Annotated in this window: 17 protein-coding genes; 12 read left to right on the top strand and 5 right to left on the bottom strand. The window is 66.5% G+C overall.

Features of this window, described 5'->3' with window-relative positions; genetic code table 11:
- The first annotated feature begins 79 nt into the window (after positions 1 to 79).
- The 3 genes from AC1Q7Q_RS34195 to AC1Q7Q_RS34205 all read left to right on the top strand — a co-directional run bounded on the left by AC1Q7Q_RS34195 (position 80) and on the right by AC1Q7Q_RS34205 (position 2,575).
- On the top strand, positions 80 to 1,093 hold the full coding sequence (locus AC1Q7Q_RS34195) for an EamA family transporter (protein ID WP_492376208.1): 1,014 nt from the start codon (positions 80 to 82) through the stop codon (positions 1,091 to 1,093).
- Positions 1,094 to 1,153: 60 nt separating this feature from the next.
- On the top strand, positions 1,154 to 1,444 hold the full coding sequence (locus AC1Q7Q_RS34200; protein WP_150985467.1) for a hypothetical protein: 291 nt from the start codon (positions 1,154 to 1,156) through the stop codon (positions 1,442 to 1,444).
- 126 nt (positions 1,445 to 1,570) lie between these two features.
- Positions 1,571 to 2,575, top strand: coding sequence for a Bug family tripartite tricarboxylate transporter substrate binding protein (locus AC1Q7Q_RS34205; protein WP_492376209.1), 1,005 nt, complete (start codon positions 1,571 to 1,573; stop codon positions 2,573 to 2,575).
- 17 nt (positions 2,576 to 2,592) lie between these two features.
- Here the strand turns inward: AC1Q7Q_RS34205 and AC1Q7Q_RS34210 are convergent, their stop codons facing one another.
- Positions 2,593 to 3,285 carry a response regulator transcription factor gene (locus tag AC1Q7Q_RS34210; protein WP_492376210.1) on the bottom strand — a complete coding sequence of 231 codons (693 nt, stop codon included), beginning with the start codon at positions 3,283 to 3,285 and terminating at the stop codon, positions 2,593 to 2,595.
- A 232-nt stretch (positions 3,286 to 3,517) separates the two neighbouring features.
- On the opposite strand from AC1Q7Q_RS34210, the gene AC1Q7Q_RS34215 reads away from it, so the two are divergent.
- Positions 3,518 to 4,216 (top strand): response regulator transcription factor, encoded by a 699-nt coding sequence (locus AC1Q7Q_RS34215; protein WP_492376211.1) that lies wholly within the window; start codon positions 3,518 to 3,520, stop codon positions 4,214 to 4,216.
- Positions 4,213 to 5,067: a hypothetical protein gene (locus tag AC1Q7Q_RS34220; protein WP_492376212.1), complete on the top strand. Its 855-nt coding sequence runs from the start codon at positions 4,213 to 4,215 to the stop codon at positions 5,065 to 5,067. The genes AC1Q7Q_RS34215 and AC1Q7Q_RS34220 overlap by 4 nt, the downstream gene beginning before the upstream one ends.
- Before the next feature lie 93 nt (positions 5,068 to 5,160).
- Here the strand turns inward: AC1Q7Q_RS34220 and AC1Q7Q_RS34225 are convergent, their stop codons facing one another.
- The 4 genes from AC1Q7Q_RS34225 to minC form a co-directional block, all read right to left on the bottom strand.
- Positions 5,161 to 6,246, bottom strand: coding sequence for a porin (locus AC1Q7Q_RS34225; RefSeq protein WP_492376213.1), 1,086 nt, complete (start codon positions 6,244 to 6,246; stop codon positions 5,161 to 5,163).
- Positions 6,247 to 6,598: 352 nt separating this feature from the next.
- On the bottom strand, positions 6,599 to 6,853 hold the full coding sequence (minE, locus tag AC1Q7Q_RS34230; RefSeq protein ID WP_006164360.1) for a cell division topological specificity factor MinE: 255 nt from the start codon (positions 6,851 to 6,853) through the stop codon (positions 6,599 to 6,601).
- Between the two features lie 15 nt (positions 6,854 to 6,868).
- The gene (gene minD / locus AC1Q7Q_RS34235; RefSeq protein ID WP_043342744.1) at positions 6,869 to 7,684 is read right to left on the bottom strand and encodes a septum site-determining protein MinD; all 816 of its coding nucleotides are present in this window, start codon (positions 7,682 to 7,684) and stop codon (positions 6,869 to 6,871) included.
- Between the two features lie 62 nt (positions 7,685 to 7,746).
- A complete protein-coding gene (minC, locus tag AC1Q7Q_RS34240) occupies positions 7,747 to 8,562 on the bottom strand; it encodes a septum site-determining protein MinC (protein WP_492376214.1) in 816 nt (271 codons plus the stop codon).
- A 144-nt stretch (positions 8,563 to 8,706) separates the two neighbouring features.
- Between minC and AC1Q7Q_RS34245 the strand changes: the two genes are divergently transcribed.
- The 7 genes from AC1Q7Q_RS34245 (at position 8,707) to kdpC (ending at position 17,326) form a co-directional block, all read left to right on the top strand.
- The gene (locus tag AC1Q7Q_RS34245; RefSeq protein ID WP_492376215.1) at positions 8,707 to 9,678 is read left to right on the top strand and encodes a magnesium and cobalt transport protein CorA; all 972 of its coding nucleotides are present in this window, start codon (positions 8,707 to 8,709) and stop codon (positions 9,676 to 9,678) included.
- Between the two features lie 289 nt (positions 9,679 to 9,967).
- Complete coding sequence (locus AC1Q7Q_RS34250; protein ID WP_492376216.1) at positions 9,968 to 12,055, top strand: hypothetical protein; 2,088 nt, start codon at positions 9,968 to 9,970, stop codon at positions 12,053 to 12,055.
- Positions 12,056 to 12,352: 297 nt separating this feature from the next.
- Positions 12,353 to 12,520 (top strand): hypothetical protein, encoded by a 168-nt coding sequence (locus tag AC1Q7Q_RS34255; protein ID WP_170301836.1) that lies wholly within the window; start codon positions 12,353 to 12,355, stop codon positions 12,518 to 12,520.
- Positions 12,520 to 12,609, top strand: coding sequence for a K(+)-transporting ATPase subunit F (gene kdpF / locus AC1Q7Q_RS34260; RefSeq protein WP_006164365.1), 90 nt, complete (start codon positions 12,520 to 12,522; stop codon positions 12,607 to 12,609). Before AC1Q7Q_RS34255 ends, kdpF begins: the two co-directional genes overlap by 1 nt.
- Positions 12,609 to 14,429 (top strand): potassium-transporting ATPase subunit KdpA, encoded by a 1,821-nt coding sequence (kdpA, locus tag AC1Q7Q_RS34265; RefSeq protein WP_492376217.1) that lies wholly within the window; start codon positions 12,609 to 12,611, stop codon positions 14,427 to 14,429. Before kdpF ends, kdpA begins: the two co-directional genes overlap by 1 nt.
- 146 nt (positions 14,430 to 14,575) lie before the next feature.
- On the top strand, positions 14,576 to 16,660 hold the full coding sequence (gene kdpB, locus AC1Q7Q_RS34270; protein ID WP_254615669.1) for a potassium-transporting ATPase subunit KdpB: 2,085 nt from the start codon (positions 14,576 to 14,578) through the stop codon (positions 16,658 to 16,660).
- A gap of 48 nt (positions 16,661 to 16,708) precedes the next feature.
- Positions 16,709 to 17,326, top strand: coding sequence for a potassium-transporting ATPase subunit KdpC (kdpC, locus tag AC1Q7Q_RS34275; RefSeq protein WP_492376218.1), 618 nt, complete (start codon positions 16,709 to 16,711; stop codon positions 17,324 to 17,326).
- The last annotated feature ends 318 nt before the right edge of the window (positions 17,327 to 17,644 follow it).

Raw genomic sequence — 17,644 nt, forward strand, 5'->3', positions numbered from 1 at the left:
AAGGCTTTCAGTTCGTAAAGTGGATTTTATATCTTGATATCAAGAATATTGTTGTGAAGAAAAATGGAGCCGTGACAACATGAAACCCGACCCGCAGCCCGCGCCCCAACCCGTCTCGCCAGCGCTGCCCGCAGCGCGCCCATCCTCGCCGTCTTCCACGCCTGCCCCGCAGGTTCAGGTACGCACGGCAGATGTCCTGCTGACCGCTTCGGCGTCCCTGATCTGGGGCAGCACCTACCTGGTCACCAGCCAATGGCTGCCGCCGGGACAGCCGCTGCTGTCGGGCGTGATCCGCGCGCTGCCGGCCGGCCTGGCGATGCTGGCGTGGGGCCGGCAACTGCCGCGCGGCGGCTGGTGGTGGAAGGCGGCGGTGCTGGGCGTGCTCAATATTGGTTTGTTCCAGGCCATGTTGTTTATCGCCGCCTACCGGCTGCCGGGCGGCGTGGCGGCCACCGTGGGCGCGATCCAGCCGTTGCTGGTGGTGGTGCTGGCGTGGCTGCTGCTGGGCGCGCGGCCGCGTCCGGCTACGTGGCTGGCCGGGCTGGGGGGCATCGGCGGCGTGGCCTTGCTGGTGCTGGGACCCGCCGCGCGGCTGGATGGCGTGGGCGTGGCGGCCGCGGCGGCCGGCGCGGTGTCGATGGCGTTGGGCACGGTGCTCGCCAAACGCTGGCGGGCACCGGTCTCGCCGCTGGTGCTCACCGCGTGGCAGCTCACCGCGGGCGCCTTGTTCCTGCTGCCCTTCGCGCTGGCCTTCGAGACGCTGCCGGCGCGGCTGACGGTGCCCAACGTGCTCGGCTACCTGTGGCTGTGCGTGGCCGGCGCCGGCGTGAGCTATGCGCTCTGGTTCCGTGGCATTGGCCGCTTGCCGACCGCGGCGGTGTCCGCGCTGGGCCTGCTCAGCCCCGTTAGCGCCACCGTGCTGGGATTCCTGGTGCTCGGCCAGAGCCTGAGCCCGGCGCAGATGGCCGGCGCGCTGCTGGTGCTGGCCAGCGTGTGGCTCGGGCAGCGCGCGCCGAAGGCGGCGCAGGCCGCTGCCGGAGGCTCCGGGGCTTCAGATAAGGCCCATGCGCCGTTGGCGCCGCGGCAAGGGTGAACGCAAGGGCGAAGCAAAGGTGAACGACCAGGGTGAATGGCGCGCCGTTTTTGCGGCATCATGGCGGGCATGACGTCCGCCGTACCTTCCCCCACCTCATCCCGGCCCGCTTGCGATCACTGTCTGGCGCTAGCGGCGGATTCCCGCCGGCGCGAGCCGCATGAGCGGCTTGTGCTCAAGCACACCGCGCCGCTGGTCAGCCAGAGCGCCGCCGGCGTGCCGTTCAGCATGCTCACGTTCACGTGCCGCGAGTGCGGCACCGTTTGGCGGCTCTATGACCGCGCCAACGAGCTCTTTGTCTCGTGGGTGCCGGACCGCGCGCTGGGCCGCGGCGCCGATCGGATAAAATAGCGCCTGTTTCCTGCCTGCGTGCTGACGGTCCAGCGCCCGGTTCCGGGCCGCCCAGCGGCGCCAGCACGGCCAGTTCCGTCGTTCCGTTGTTCCGTCTTCCAACCGTTGTCCTCGTCGTCCCCCGCCATGTCCGCTTCCCACCGAATTCCCCTGCTGGCTGCTGCCTCCGTGTTTGCCGCCGCCCTGACGAGCCCGCTCGCCAATGCCGCTGACGCTGCCAGCGCCGCTGGTGCGTATCCCGCGCGCCCGATCCGGCTGATCGTGGCCTATCCCACCGGCGGCATCAGCGATACCGTGGCGCGCGCGCTCGGCGAGCGCCTGTCGGCCCAGATGGGTGCCTCGGTGGTGGTGGAAAACAAGGCGGGCGCGGGTGGCAGCATCGGCATCGACGCCGTGGCCAAGGCCGCGCCGGACGGCTACACGCTGGGCTTTGCCTCGACCAGCCCGCTCACGCTCAACCCGCACGTGGGCCGCGTCAACTACGATCCGCAGCGCGACATCGCGCCGGTCATGAGCGTGATGTATTCGCCGGTGCTGGTGATCGCCACGTCGAGCTTTGGCGGCAAGTCGTTCCAGGACCTGTTGGCGCAAGCCAAGGCCAAGCCGGGCTCGGTGCGCTGGGCCACGTCGGGCCTGGGCACGGTGGGCCATGTCATGCTGGAACAGGTCAAGTCGAAGGCCAAGGCCGACCTGACCCTGATCCCTTACAAGGGCGCGGGCCAACAGATGAACGACGCCCTCGGCGGCCAGTTCGAGGTGATGAGCACCAACGCCAGCCCCATGCTGACCCAGCACATGCAGGCCGGCCGGCTGCGCGCGCTGGCGGTGGGCGCACCCAAGCGCATCGAGTCGCTGCCCAATGTGCCGACGTTTGCCGAGCTGGGCTACCCCAAGGCCAACCTCACCTCCACCTTCGGTATCTTCGCGCCCGCGCACACGCCCGTGGCTATCATCACCAGGCTGAATGCCGAACTGAACAAGGCCCTGCAAGAGCCTGAGGTGCGCGAGCGCCTGCTCAAGGGCGGCGAAGTCCCCACCGGCGGCACCGCCGCGCAATTCGCCAAGGCCATCCATGCGGAATACGACGACAACGCCCGCATCGTGAAGGAAGCGGGCATCAAGGCGGACTGACGGGCTGGGCAGCCGCGTCACGGCTGCTCGATCAGGTCCAGCCGGCAGCCGGTGGCATACACCGCCGACAGGCGCACGCCATTGCGCGGCTCCAGCGCCAGCTTGGTGCGCACGCGCGACAGGTGGCTGTCCACCGTGCGCGATGCCGGCGGCATGCTGCGGCGCCAGACCGATTCCTCGATGGTCTGGCGCAGCAGCAACTGGCCGGCATGGCGAAACAGCAAGACCGCCAGCTCGTACTCCTTGGGCGCCAGCTTGACCAGGCGGCCGTTGACGAAGGCGCGCCGCTCGGCCAGCACAAAGCGGTAAGCACCCAGCTCAAGGTCGCCGCAGGCCTGCGCTACCGGCGCCATGCGCCGCAGCAGCGCATCGACGCGCGCGGCCAGCTCGGCGTGGCGTACCGGCGGCGGCAGGAAGGCATCCGCGCCATGGGCGAAGCACCGGGCGATATGGTCGTCGTCGTTGTGCTGGCTCAGCAGCATCACCGGCAACGCATCGCCGAGGGTACGGCGTATCCACAGCAGGACGTCGCGCGCCGGGATGCCGGGAACCTCCCAGGCCATCAGCAGCAGCGCGTAGGGCTCGTTGCGCAGCGCCTGCATCAGCGCACCCCCTTCGCGAAAGCGCACCGCCTCATGGCCGCTGAGCCTGAGCGTCTGCTCTAGCAGGACGGCTCGCGCCGGGTTGTCCTCCAGTACTGCGACTCGCATGAACTTTCTCCTCGTGCGCGGTATTGCCAGGGCATCTTAGCGTCGCGGTCCGCGTGGTGGATCGTTAATAGAGGCTGCCGCCGCAGATTGCGAAATTTCTCATCCGAAAGACTTCTCTCGCGGCTTCTAATGACGGATAGCCCCGCATCGTCGGGTCACTCCCTGGCGCCGGCGGCGCCAATTACCGCGAGACCGGCAGGCGTCCAAGCCTTTCCGGCCAAATTGCATGGGTATGAAGATCGCATCACTGGAAGATGAACCCGCAGAGGCGGCCCTGATCCGGCAGATTCTCGGCGAGGCCGGGCATGCCTGCACCACCTTCACGCGCAGCCGCGACCTGCTGCGGCAACTGCGCGAGGAGAACTTCGACCTGCTGCTGCTCGACTGGCAGATGCCGGATCTTTCCGGCAAGGAGGTGCTGACCTGGGTGCGCGCCAACCTGGACCGGCGCGTGCCCGCGATGTTCCTGACCTGCCGCGTGGAGGAAGAAGACATCGTCGATGGCTTCGCCACCGGCGCCGATGACTACATGCTCAAGCCGGTGCGTCGCGGCGAACTGCTGGCGCGCATCCGTTCGCTGCTGCGCCGCGCCTATCCGGACCCGGGCAGCGGCGGCGCGCAGGTGGCGCTGGCCGACTATGTCATCGACTGCGCCGCGCGCACGGTGGCCCATCGCGCCCAGCCGCTCAGGCTGACGCCCAAGGAGTTCGACCTGGCCGTGCTGCTGTTTCGCAACGAAGGCCGCATCGTGTCGCGCGACCATATCGTGGCGGCGGTCTGGGGACGCGAGATCTCGCCGCTGTCGCGCACCATCGATACGCATATGTCGCGCGTGCGCAGCAAGCTTGCCCTGCACCCGGAGCACGGGCTGCGGCTGCTGCCGGTCTACACGCATGGCTACCGTCTCGAACTCACCGGCGCGGCGCCATGACGGCGTGGCTGCGTTGTGAAATCCTGCGCTGGGTCGCGGGCCTGCGTGCTGTCGCGCGTTGCCTGGAGCGTCTCGCCCACAGGATGGGGGCGGGCATGGAAGAGGGCGGGCAAGACAGGCCCGCGGGCATGGCCGCCATCCGCGCCATGCTACCTGCCGGCGGCGCCGTCGATGCGCCGTCCTGCGACAGCGCGGCGCTGGCATCCTGGCAAACCGCCATGCGGGCGTTGTCGCACGATTTGCGCTCGCCGCAGAGTGCCATCCTGGCGCTGGTGCAATTGCACCAGGACGTGCCGTCCGCATGCGCGCACGCGGCATTCGTGGCGCAGACAGCAGGCTATGCGCAGGCGTCGCTGCGGCTTACCGACGACATCGCGCGGTTGTTGCGCGAGCTTGCCCACGGCTACCGCATGGAGATACTGGAGCTGACGGCGCTGCTGCGCGAGTCCGCCGACGCGCTCTGCCTGCATGCCGGGCCCGCGCCCGAACTCGACCTGGCTGGCAGCAAGGCCTGGATACGAGGCGATGCCGCCATGCTGGCCGAAGCCCTGCGCGTGCTGATGGCGCTGGCCATGATGTCCGCTGCCGGGAGCACGCCGCCGCGGGTGTGCCAGCGGCTCGACGGCCGCCTCTGCCGGATTTCGATCGCCTTCGTGCCTGATGCCGGTGCTGATGACGTTGCGTGGCGGGCCGCGCGTGCCCGGACGCCGGCGATGCAGTTTTGCCGTCGCGTGCTGTTGCGCCATGGCGGCGCGCTCGATGCGGATCGCGCCGCAGATGCCGAAGCCGAAGCCGGAACTGAAGCCGATGGCAGGATCACCTGGCATCTGCACTTGCCCATGTCGCTCTGAAAAATGCCCTGAAAAACAAAAAAAGCACCCGAAGGTGCTTTCTTGCAGTCAGACGTTACCCCGCGCGAGCGCGGGGCATGCCGACAAGGACAATCAGAAAATGTGGCGAATACCGACTGCCGCACCGGTCTGGTTGTTCTTGCCCGGCAGTTCGGTCGTCACGCCGCCAGTCACCTTGTTGTAGTCCACGGTGCCGTAGACCTGGGTGCGCTTGGACAGCGAGTACTCGGCCAGCAGCACGCCCGTGTAGCGATTGCCAGCGTTGTTGGACAGGCCATTCTTGTTCTTGATGTGGTCGCCGTAGAACACGCCGGTCAGCGCCAGGGCCGGGGTTGCCTGATAGGTCAGGCCCAGGTAGCCGAGGGCATCCTTGCGGGGATTGTTCACAGCGTTGCCACCGACCGGAACCGGGTTGCCAGCAACGTTCATGAAGTTGGTGTCGATCTGGCCGGTCTTGTCCTTGCCGCCGACATAACCCACGAATACCTTCGCCGGGCCGATGGAGTACTTACCAGCCGCGCCCCACATTTGCTGCTTGTTGCCGAAGGTGTCGCGGATTTCCTGGTACACGCCACCGAAGGCGAACGGACCAGCCGTATAGGCTGCACGGGCGCCGAAGTACGGCTTGCCGGTGGAGCTGGCCTTGGTCAGGCTGCCCGGCTGCTCGCCGAAGCCATAGCTGGCACCCACGTCCAGGCCGCTGAACTTGCCGCCGTAGCTCACGACGTTGTTGGCGCGGAACTGGGTCAGGAAGAACGGCCAGGCATTGGCTTGGTAGTTGCCGATGGTCAGCGGATCGAAGTCGCCGAAGAAGTTAAACCCTTCGGTGTACTGACGGCCCAGCTTGACGGTGCCGAAATCGCCTGCCAGACCCACATAAGCCTGACGATTGAACAGCACGCCGGACGAATTCATGGAGCCGTTGTCGAGGCTGTAGCCGCTTTCCAGCTGGAAGATCGCCTTCAGGTTGTTGCCGAGGGCTTCGCTGCCCTTCAGGCCCCAACGGCTTTGCGTTACAGCGCCGTCGGTCATCTGGAACTGGCTGTTGTTGGCCTGGTTGGAATTGCTCGTGTAGCGAATGCTCACGTCTGCAATGCCGTACAGGGTCACGGACGTTTGTGCGTAGGCGCTGCCGGCCAGCAGCGTACCAAGTGCGAGGGTCAGGGCTGATTTCTTCATGTGGCTCCTTTTCTATTCTGTAGTGTCAGCGGTCGGATCGCGATGACTGACGAGTTTACGTTTCGTGTAAACGCCCGCGAAAATTTAACAAAACAGAAAAGATTTAGACACTAATGCACGCCGTTGGCAGCCTCTAAGCTGGCAATTGGTGCAAAAACGTTGCGACGCCGCGACAAATTTACATAATGGTGCATCGCGAGATGAATTCAGCGTTACTCGCGCACCCCACGGTGTGGGGGATGGTGCCGGCAGCGCGCGCGCGCTCCGGCCACCGAGGCAGGCCAGGCGGGCGTTTCACGGTGAAGCGCCGCCGCTTGAAGCGCGGGCTGGGGCGTGCTGGCCCGGCTCAGGGTTATCCCTGTGGGATCTCGATCTTGACCTCGAGCACCTCGAGATTGTCCTGGCGTTCCAGGCTCACGCGCAGATCCTGGTCACTGATCTTTACGTATTTGGAAATCACCGCGACCAGCTCGCGCTGCAAGGCGGGAAGGTAATCGGCCGGCGCGGAATGGCCGGTGCGTTCATGGGCGAGGATGATCTGCAGCCGCTCCTTGGCAACCGAAGCGGACTTCTTCTTCTCGCCGAGCAGGAAGGACAGAATCGACATGATGGTAGACCCCCCTTACTTGTTGCCGAAGATGCGCGAAAGCAGCCCCGGCTTCTGGTAGTCGGTGAAACGCATCGGCTTGTCCTTGCCGAGGAAGCGGTCCACCAGGTCGCCATAGGCGTCGGCCACGTCGGAGCCTTCCAGGTGGATGGCCGGCGTGCCCTGGTTGGATGCGTGCAGCACGGCTTCGGATTCCGGCACCACGCCGATCAGCTTGATGCGCAGGATTTCCTGGATGTCGGTGAGCGACAGCATTTCGCCGCCGTGCACGCGCTTCGGGTTGTAGCGCGTGATCAGCAGGTGTTCCTTGATCGGGTCGCCGCCTTCGGCCGCGCGCTTGGTCTTGGACGACAGGATGCCCAGGATGCGGTCCGAGTCGCGCACCGAGGACACCTCGGGGTTGGTCACGACCAGCGCCTCGTCGGCGAAGTACATGGCCAGCAGGGCGCCGGACTCGATGCCCGCGGGCGAGTCGCAGACGATGTACTCGAAGCCCATGTCGACCAGGCCATTGATGACCTTCTCCACGCCCTCCTTGGTGAGCGCGTCTTTATCGCGCGTCTGCGAGGCCGGCAGGATGAACAGGTTTTCGCACTTCTTGTCCTTGATCAGCGCCTGGTTCAGGTTGGCTTCGCCCTGTACCACGTTGACCAGGTCGTACACCACGCGACGCTCGCAACCCATGATCAGGTCGAGGTTGCGCAGGCCGACGTCGAAGTCGATCACGGCAGTCTTATGGCCACGCAGGGCCAGGCCGGCGGAAAAGCTGGCGCTGGTGGTGGTCTTGCCTACGCCTCCCTTGCCGGAGGTCACAACGATGATTTTTGCCATGGCTCTTGGATCCAGTAATGGTTGAAGCTTGCGCTGCTGTGGTTTGGGCTCTGCGGCGGGTGTTACTTCATCCGGAGCGGTTCGAGAATCAGTTTCTCCCCCGACAGCCGCACCTGGGCCGATTTGCCCAGCACATCGGCGGGCAGCGGCAGTTCGGCGGTGCGGTAGATGCCGGCGATGGAGAGCAGTTCGGGCTCCAGGCAGGTGCAGAAGATGCGCGCCTGCGCGTAGCCCTTGACCCCCGCCAGCGCGCGGCCGCGCAGCGGGGCATAAATATGGATGTTGCCTTCGGCGATGACCTCGGCGCCGTAGCTGACCAGGTCGAGGATCACCACGTCGCCGGCGGCGTAGATCTGCTGGCCGGAGCGCAGCGGCTTGTCGATCAGCATGGTGGGCACGCTGCGCGACGCGGCTTCGGCAATGGCGGCCGCGGCGGCGGCTTCCACTTCGGCGGCCGCAGCCTTTGCCTCGGCCTGGGCCGCAGCCTGGGCGTCGGCCAGGGCTTCAGCCGGGGAGGGGCCTGCCGGCTCGGCCGGCGGGGTTTCGTCCCGGCCGCCGCGCCGGCTCTGGCTGTCGAGCAGCGGCAGGCCAAACGACTCGGCCCAGCCCCGCTGCGCCTCGCGGGCCACCACGCCGATAGCGCGGGCCTTGAGCAGGGCCAGGGTCTCGATCACCGTGTCCAGGGCTACCTGGTCGTCGCTTTCCAGCCGGCGCAGGTCCAGGGCCACCACATCGTTGGAGAAGAAATCGGGGGTCGATTCGAAGCGGGACAGGAGATCGTCACGCAGCGCTGCGATGTCGGTGGTCTTGAGAGCGAGGAGGAGGGCGTCGACATTGCCACTGCGCAGCTCGAAGCGTGGCGATTTCTTCTGGGACATAGTCGGTGACCGTGGAAATGGGACATTCTAACTTCGTCTGGGTGCAGAACTGTAACAAATGCCGGATGACCCGAGACCAGTGCCGGATGCGGCGCGTTGATGGCGCCCTTGTTACGATTGCGCCATCTGAACAACGGAGCAGTCATGGGCGCGATCGTCAATAGTGTGGCCTACCGCAGCGGCAAGCGCGTGGGAGATGTCGCCCTGGACCAGATCAGCGACGCAATCTCGGTCCCGGGCACCTTCGTCTGGCTGGGCTTGCACGAACCGGACCTGCCGCTGCTGCGCAAGGTGCAGCAGGAGTTTGGCCTGCACGACCTGGCGGTGGAGGATGCCCTTGATGCCCACCAGCGCCCCAAGCTGGAGACCTACGGCGACTCCATCTTCATCGTGCTGAACACCGCACAACTGGTGGACGACGAAGTGGTGGTGGGCGAGACCCACCTGTTCGTCGGCCCCAACTATGTGGTGTCGGTCCGTCACGGCGTGAGCAGCAGCTACGCTCCGGTGCGCGAGCGCTGCGAGAGCGACGCGCGCGCGCTGGCCAACGGCCCGGGCTACGTGCTCTACGCGCTGATGGATTTCGTGGTCGACCACTACATGCCCATCGTCACCCGGCTCGAGGATGGCTTCGAGCAGCTCGAGCAAGGCATCTTCCGCGACGAATTTGACCGTGCCGCGATCGAGCACCTGTATCACATCAAGCGCCAGGTGCTGCGCCTGCGCAATGCGGTCTACCCGATCGAGGAGATCTGCGGACAACTGATCCGGTTGCACGAGGACTTGGTGCCCAAGGAGCTGCGCGCGTACTTCCGCGACATCGAGGACCACGCCAGCCGCCTGGTGCGCACCCTGGACGTGGTGCGCGAGATGCTGACCACCGCGGTGCAGGTGAACCTGGCACTGGTCACGGTGGGCCAGAATGAAGTGGTCAAGCGCCTGGCCGGCTGGGGCGCCATCCTGGCGATTCCCACCGTGGTGTTCAGCTTGTACGGCATGAACTTCAACTTCATGCCGGAGCTGAAATTCCACTATGCGTATCCGACCGTGATCGGGGTGACCGCGCTCGCCTGCGGCGGGCTCTGGCGCAAGCTGCATAAGTCCGGCTGGATCTGAGCCGCGCGGCGTGGCAACCCGGTTGCCACGCCTGCCGCCCCCACGGCGCCCCCGTTTTTCCCCGCCATTCCTCCCTGCGCAGTCCGGGGCGGGGCGCCATGCCATGTTTATGGGATTCCCACCTGCTTGCCGGCTGCTTAGTCTTGCCCTGCCGGGGGACGCGAGACCGCTGCCATCGGCCGGCTAACGAATAACAGGGTCCTGCCGTAAATCAAGTTGCCGGCACGGCGCTGGCAAAAAAACGAAAAGCAGAAGAAACACCGGAATCCATTCTCAGGGGGAAAATCCAATGAAGCTTCAACTTCAGACATTCGGGGTCGCGCTGAGCGGCGCGGCACTGCTGGCGCTGGCCGCCTGCGGTGGCGGCGGCAGCGATAGCACAAGCAGCGGCTCCGCCGCCGACAAGCCGGTCCTGGCCGCAGCTGCGGTGACCGGCACGGCCGCCACCGGCGCGGCGCTGGCCAACGCCAATGTGGCCATTACCGATAGCGCGGGTGCATCGCCCTGCCAGGAAGCCGCGATCACCACCAGCGCCCTGGGCAGCTACACCTGCACCCTGAAGACGGGCGAGGTGGCGCCGTTCTTCGTGGTCGTCACGGACCCCACGGGCAACACGGCCCCGCTGGTCAGCGTGAGCACCGTCACGCCGGCTGCCGGCGCCAAGCTGACCATCAACGCCACGCCGCTGACCACGGCCATCGTGGCGCAACTCGCCGCCGACGGCAATCCGCTGACTCTCGTCAGTGGCAAGACGGTGGACGCCGCCGCCTTGCAAAAAGTCACCGCCAACGTGGTCGCGCAGCTCGCCAGCGTGCTCGCCGCCATCGGCGCGCCCGCCAATTACGATCCGTTCTCGACCGCCATCACCGCCGCCACGGCCGCCGGCGTGGGCAATACCGCCGACCAGGTGCTCGATATCGTCAAGGTGGTCACGGATCCGGCCACCGGCAAGCTGGCGCTGGCCACCGTCGACAACCCGACGCCCGTGGCCATCGCCACCGCCACCAGCACGGGCGGCACGCTCGCCGCGCCGGCAGTCGCCGTTGCGGCCCTGCCGCAGGCAGCGCAGGCGGTCGCCAAGGGGCTCTCAGCCTGCTTCGCGCTGCCCGTCGCGCAGCGCGTGACGTCCTCCAATACCAGCCTGAGCGCGTCGCAGGGCGGCCCGGAAGTCGATGGGGTGGCGTCCGCATGCCAGAACATCGCTGCCGACATCAGCAACGCGGCCGGTGTCGATTTCCTGCACAACGGTTTTTACTTCGGGCAATTGCTCTACGGCATCCTGACCAGCGACACCATGACGGGCGCGCAGTTCAGCGTGCCGGAAATCATGGCGTTCTATCCCGCCGCCTCGACGGCCTCGGGGCGTGACGAAGCCATCTTCAACATCCGGTACCTGGACGCCAGCGGCAACCCTGGCAACATCATCACGACGGCACGCGATGTCGCGGGCGGCGCCACCAGCGCGCATCCGTCGAGCTGGTGGCTGGTCGGCAACCAGCAGCCGGTCGACGTCACGCTCAAGCTCCAGATCCGGCGCGTTGAGCAGATGAACCCGGGCTTCAACAAGAGCAACAACAACTACAGCCACTTCCAGAGCGGCATCCAGTTCATGATCAACGCCAAGGGCCCGGGCAGCGTCGTCAACAACGCGCCCCTGAGCTATGCGCGCGTGACCGGGCCCGGCTTGCCGAGCAATGGCATCGTCTATATCGCGCCGGTCCCGGCCGAGGTGGGCCAGACCTATATGGACGTGAGCAACAAGACCGGCACGGTGCCCGTCACCGCCCAGTGCGGCAACGAGTTCAGCCCGCCCTCGCCGTCGTACAACTGCCCGAATTTCTGGTTCTCGCGGACCGCGGGCCTCAGCGGTAGCGCGGCCAGCACCCTGGCGGGCAATCCTGCCAGCCTGGTATGGGCGCAAGCGGCGGACAACGCGGATGCCTCCAAGGTGGTCAAGGGTGCGAAGTACCGCATCGAGCTGTTCCATGGCACCAACACCACGCCGACCTACAGCTACAACAAGACCCTGCTGAGCGACCTCGTGCCGGCCACCCAAGGGGTGAACCTGCCGTGGAACACGCTGGGCAGCAAATCGCTGGCCGCACTGGACCCGTCCAACGCCAGCCTGGCCGGTGCGCAGACGTCGCTGACGGCGGACTGGGTGCAGAATGTCTCCGCCCAGCAGATCGGCAGCGTTGCCGCCACGGTCGACAACAACGGTACCTGGAGCACCTCCACGTCGGCACCCAGGGGCGCGACCTCGATCGTGGTCAACGCGGCGGTGCCGGCCTTCACGGCCACCACCAACCGCGGGCTGCTGTTCGGGTACCGCATGCTGGATAACAGCAACAAGTCGGCGGTCTTTACCTACAACTAACCATACAACTAACCGTACAACCGACCATGCAACTGACGTAACGGATCAGGCGCTCCTGACGCGGCCGGCGCCACAGCCGGCTTCGGCGACCTGCATAGCCCCGCAAGGCCAACAGCCTGCGGGGCTTTTTCTTGGCTGGCGCCGATGCCCGGCAAGCGGGATGGGCGCCGCTACGGGCTCTCGCACCGTTTTTACGCGATTTTTATATCTTCTTTACACCCCCGCCCCCCCTCTCTATCCCGTTTTTACCACTCGATCCCTAATCTGCCATCTGTGAATCACTCACGGTGTGTTGCCATGGACGGGATCTATTTCATTGGTTTGTTGCTGTTTGGTGCGCTGACTGGCGCACTGCTGCTCTTGTGCGCCGCGCTCGCAGGCAAACCGCCGGGAGCGGCCGAGGGGCCGGGCGCAGAAGCCGCCGACGCGCGCCGCAAGGACAGCGCCACCGACAGGAGGCTGTGATGGACTGGGCTGACCTGCTGGGCGGCGTGCTCGCCGTTGCTGTCTTTATCTACCTCCTGATCGCCCTGTTCCGGCCGGAGAAATTCTGATGTCCACCGAATTCCTGGGACTACTGGTCCTCTACCTAGCCATCCTGCTGGCGCTCGCGCCCTTCGTGGGGCGTTATATCCGCCGCGCGATGGAAGACGACCGCTACCTCGCCACGGCCTGGGGCCGCCCGCTTGAGCGCGTGCTGTACCGCGTGGCGGGCGTGCGCGCCAATGCCGAGATGGGCTGGAAGCAATACGCCATCGCGGTCATCGCCTTCAACATGCTGGGCGTGGTGGCGGTCTATGCGCTGCAGCGCATGCAGGCCTGGCTGCCGCTTAACCCGCAAGGCTTCGGCGCGGTGTCGCCGGACTCGGCCTTCAACACCGCCGTGAGCTTCGTCGCCAATACCAACTGGCAGGGCTATGCGGGCGAATCCACCATGAGCTATCTCACGCAGATGCTGGCGCTCACGGTGCAGAACTTCTTCTCGGCGGCCACCGGCATCGCAGTGGTGTTCGCGCTGATCCGCGGCTTTGCGCGCCAGAGCGCGGCCACCATCGGCAACTTCTGGGTCGACATGACGCGCTGCACGCTCTACGTGCTGGTGCCGATTTCCGCGGCGATCGCGCTGGCGCTGGTCAGCCAGGGCGTGATCCAGAATTTCGACAGCTACAAGGAAGTCAGCCTGGTCACGCCGGTCGAATACAGCCAGCCCAAGGTGGACGCAGCCGGCCAGCCCGTGCTCGACGCCAAGGGCGCGCCGGTGATGGAGGCCATGAAGACCGACAAGCAGACGCTGGCAATGGGCCCGGTGGCTTCGCAGGAAGCCATCAAGATGCTCGGCACCAACGGCGGCGGCTTCTTCAACGCCAATTCGGCGCATCCGTTCGAGAACCCGACCGAGCTTGCCAACCTGATCGAGATGCTGGCCATCTTCCTGATCCCGGCGGCGCTGTGCTTCACCTTCGGCGAGATGGTCAAGGACCGCCGCCAGGGCGTGGCGATCCTGGCATCGATGGCGGTGATCTTCATCGTGATGGCATGCGTCGCCGCAGCCTCCGAGCAGCAGGCCAACGCCGCGCTGGCGGGTTTGCCGATCGACCATGCGGCCAGCGCGCTGCAGGCGGGCGGCAATATGGAAGGCAAGGAAACGCGCTTCGGCATCGCCGCCACCGCGCTGTTCGCCACCATCACCACGGCGGCGTCGTGCGGCGCGGTCAACGCCATGCACGACTCCTTCACCGCCATCGGCGGGCTGGTGCCGATGCTGCTGATGCAGCTTGGCGAAGTGGTGTTCGGCGGCGTGGGCTCGGGCCTGTACGGCATGCTGGTGTATGCGGTGCTCGCCGTGTTCATCGCGGGCCTGATGATCGGCCGCACGCCGGAGTACCTGGGCAAGAAGATCGAGACCTATGAGATGAAGATGACCGCGGTGGCGATCCTCGTCACGCCGCTGCTGGTGCTCCTGGGCACGGCGGTGGCGGTGATGGTGGAGCCGGGCCGCGCCGGTGTGTTCAACCCAGGCACGCACGGCTTCTCGGAAATCCTCTATGCGTTCTCGTCGGCTGCCAACAACAACGGCAGCGCCTTCGGCGGCTTGTCTGCCAACACGCCCTTCTACAACGTGGCGCTGGCCGCGGCGATGTGGTTCGGCCGCTTCTGGATCATCGTGCCGATCCTGGCCATGGCGGGCTCGCTGGCGGCCAAGCGCAGGCTGCCGGTGACGGGCGGCACCATGCCCACGCACGGCCCGCTGTTCGTGGTGCTGCTGGTCGGCTCGGTGCTGATGGTGGGCGCGCTCACCTATATCCCGGCGCTGGCGCTGGGCCCGGTGGCGGAGCAGTTGCAGGCGCCGGTGGTCTCGGCGGCTAGCAAGTAATGGAGAAACGCATGCAACAAGAATCCATGGTGACGCGCAGCAAGAACGCCGGCGTGGCACCGGCAAACACTACCCCGGCCACCAGCGTGGTCACGCCGGCCCTGGCCGCGCAAAAGAGCGGCGGCCATCATCGCCCGCGCGGCGGCATGTTCGCGCCCGAACTCGTCAAGCCAGCGCTGCTCGATTCGGTGAAGAAGCTTTCGCCGCGCGATCAGTTGCGCAACCCGGTGATGTTCGTGGTCTATGCGGGCAGCATCCTGACCACGATCCTGTTCTTCCGCGCGCTGTTCTCGCCCGCCACGGCGGGTGGCGAGAGCGCCGGGTTTATCCTGGCCGTGTCGGTGTGGCTGTGGTTCACCGTGCTGTTTGCGAACTTTGCCGAAGCGCTGGCCGAGGGCCGCAGCAAGCAGCAAGCCGAAGCGCTGCGCGGGCTCAAGACCACTGTCACCGCCAAGCTGGTCAAGGAAGGCCGGCGCGATTACCGCGCCGCCGGCGCCACCGAGGCGCGGGGCGCCGCCGCGCTGCGCCGTGGCGACGTGGTGCTGGTCGAGGCCGGTGACATGGTGCCCGGCGACGGGGACGTGATCGAAGGCGTGGCCTCGGTGGACGAGAGCGCCATCACCGGCGAATCGGCTCCCGTGATCCGCGAATCCGGCGGCGACTTTTCCTCGGTCACCGGCGGCACGCGCGTGCTGTCCGACTGGATCGTGGTGCGCATCACCACCAATCCGGGCGAGAGCTTCATCGACCGCATGATCACCATGGTGGAAGGCGCCAAGCGCCAGAAGACGCCGAACGAACTGGCGCTGACCATCCTGCTGGTGGGCCTGACCATCGTGCTGCTGCTGGCCACTGCCACGCTGCAGCCGTTCTCGGTGTACAGCGTGTTCGTTGCCAAGGCCGGCATGCCCGTCACCATCACCGTACTGATCGCGCTGCTGGTGTGCCTGATCCCGACCACCATCGGCGGCCTGCTGTCGGCCATCGGCGTGGCCGGCATGAGCCGCATGATGGAAGCCAACGTGATTGCCACCTCGGGCCGCGCGGTGGAAGCCGCTGGCGACGTGGATGTGCTGCTGCTCGACAAGACCGGCACCATCACGCACGGCAACCGCCAGGCTTCGCGCTTTATCGCCGCGCCCGGCGTGTCGGCGCAGCAACTGGCCGAAGCCGCCTGGCTGTCATCGCTGGCCGATGAAACGCCGGAAGGCCGCAGCATCGTCACGCTGGCGCGCCAGCAGGCCGGCGCCGCCACGCCCGATATCAGCGCACTGCGCCCGATCTTCGTGCCGTTCACCGCGCAGACCCGCATGAGCGGCGTGGATGCCGGCGGGCGCAGCGTGCGCAAGGGTGCGGCCGATGCCGTGCGCAAGTACGTGACCGAGCGCGCCGGCAAGTTCCCCGACGCCGTGATGCAGGCGGTGGACGACGTGGCCCGCGCCGGCAGCACGCCGCTGGTGGTGGCGGAGTCCAGCACCGATGGCGAGCACGTACGCGTGCTTGGCGTGGTGGAACTCAAGGACATCGTCAAGGCCGGCATTCGCGAGCGTTTCGGCGAGCTGCGCAAGATGGGCATCAAGACGGTGATGATCACCGGTGACAACCGCCTCACCGCCGCGTCGATCGCAGCGGAGGCCGGCGTCGATGACTTCCTTGCCGAAGCCACACCCGAAGCCAAGCTCAAGCTGATCCGCGACTACCAGGCCGAAGGCCGCCTGGTGGCGATGACCGGCGACGGCACCAACGACGCACCGGCGCTGGCGCAGGCCGACGTGGCGGTGGCGATGAACAGTGGCACGCAGGCGGCGAAAGAAGCTGGCAACATGGTCGACCTCGACAGCAATCCGACCAAGCTGATCGAAATCGTCGAGATCGGCAAGCAGATGCTGATGACGCGCGGCTCGCTCACCACCTTCAGCGTGGCCAATGATGTGGCGAAGTACTTCGCCATCATCCCGGCAGCGTTCGCCACCACGTACCCGCAGCTCAACCAGCTCAACGTGATGGGCTTGTCCACGCCGGCCTCGGCCATCCTGTCGGCGGTGATCTTCAACGCGCTGATCATCGTGGTGCTGATCCCGCTGGCGCTGCGCGGCGTGGTGTACCGGCCGCTCGGCGCGGCCATCTTGCTGCGGCGCAACCTGCTGGTGTACGGCCTCGGCGGCATCCTGGTGCCCTTTGTCGGCATCAAGGTGATCGACATGATCCTGACCCTGTTCGGCTGGGTCTGAGCGCAGCATCGAACGCATCGAACGCGCTGAACATAAACGGAGCCATCCATGAATACGCAAGTCCAACCCGCCCAGCCCGCCACGCCCATCCAGGGTGGCCTGCTGCGCCCCATGCTGACGATCTTCGTCGTGCTGTCGGCCGTTACCGGCCTGCTGTACCCCGGCGTGATCACCGGCATCTCGCGCGCCGTGTTCCCGCATGAAGCGGCCGGCTCGCTGATCGTCAAGGACGGCCGCGTCATCGGCTCGGAACTGATCGGCCAGCCGTTCTCGGATCCGAAGTACTTCTGGGGCCGCTTGTCGGCCACCGCGCCCATGCCATACAACGCGGCAGCTTCCGGCGGCTCCAACCTCGGCCCGAGCAACCCGGCCCTGACCGATGCCGCGCGCGCCCGTATCGACGCGCTGCGCGAGGCGGACCCCGGCAACAAGGCGCCCGTGCCGGTGGATCTGGTCACGGCTTCCGGCAGTGGCCTCGATCCGCAGATCAGCCCGGCCGCGGCGCAGTACCAGGCGGTGCGCGTGGCCCGGTTGCGCGGCTTGCCGCTGGAGCGCGTAGAAGCGCTGGTTGCGGCCAACACGGAAAAGCCGCTGCTTGCGGTGATGGGCGATCCGGTGGTGAATGTGCTCCAGTTGAACCTGGCGCTGGATGCCGAGAAGCAGTGAGGTTTGGCAGGTCTGGGAGGTGTTGGTGCGCAAACCATGTCGGCTGGCTTGCTCGCTTCTCCCGCATGGCGGGCGAGGGGCTGGGGGAGGGGGCGGGCCGGATGAAACCGTTGGCTTCGCTTCAAGTGGCTCCTAGCCAAACCGCCCCTCTCCCCGGCCCTCTCCCCATGAGGGGAGAGGGAGAGGCAGCCGTCGTCATGGCGCGCGGCTTTGGCCCGTTCGGCGGCTTCGGCCCGCGCCCGAAGTGCGTTATTCGTGCCGGTGTTTGACCTCAGGCGTGGCACAATCGTTTTCATCCATCCTCCTCCCGGGCAATGA

Source organism: Cupriavidus sp. GW823-FHT07A04, assembly GCF_058794615.1.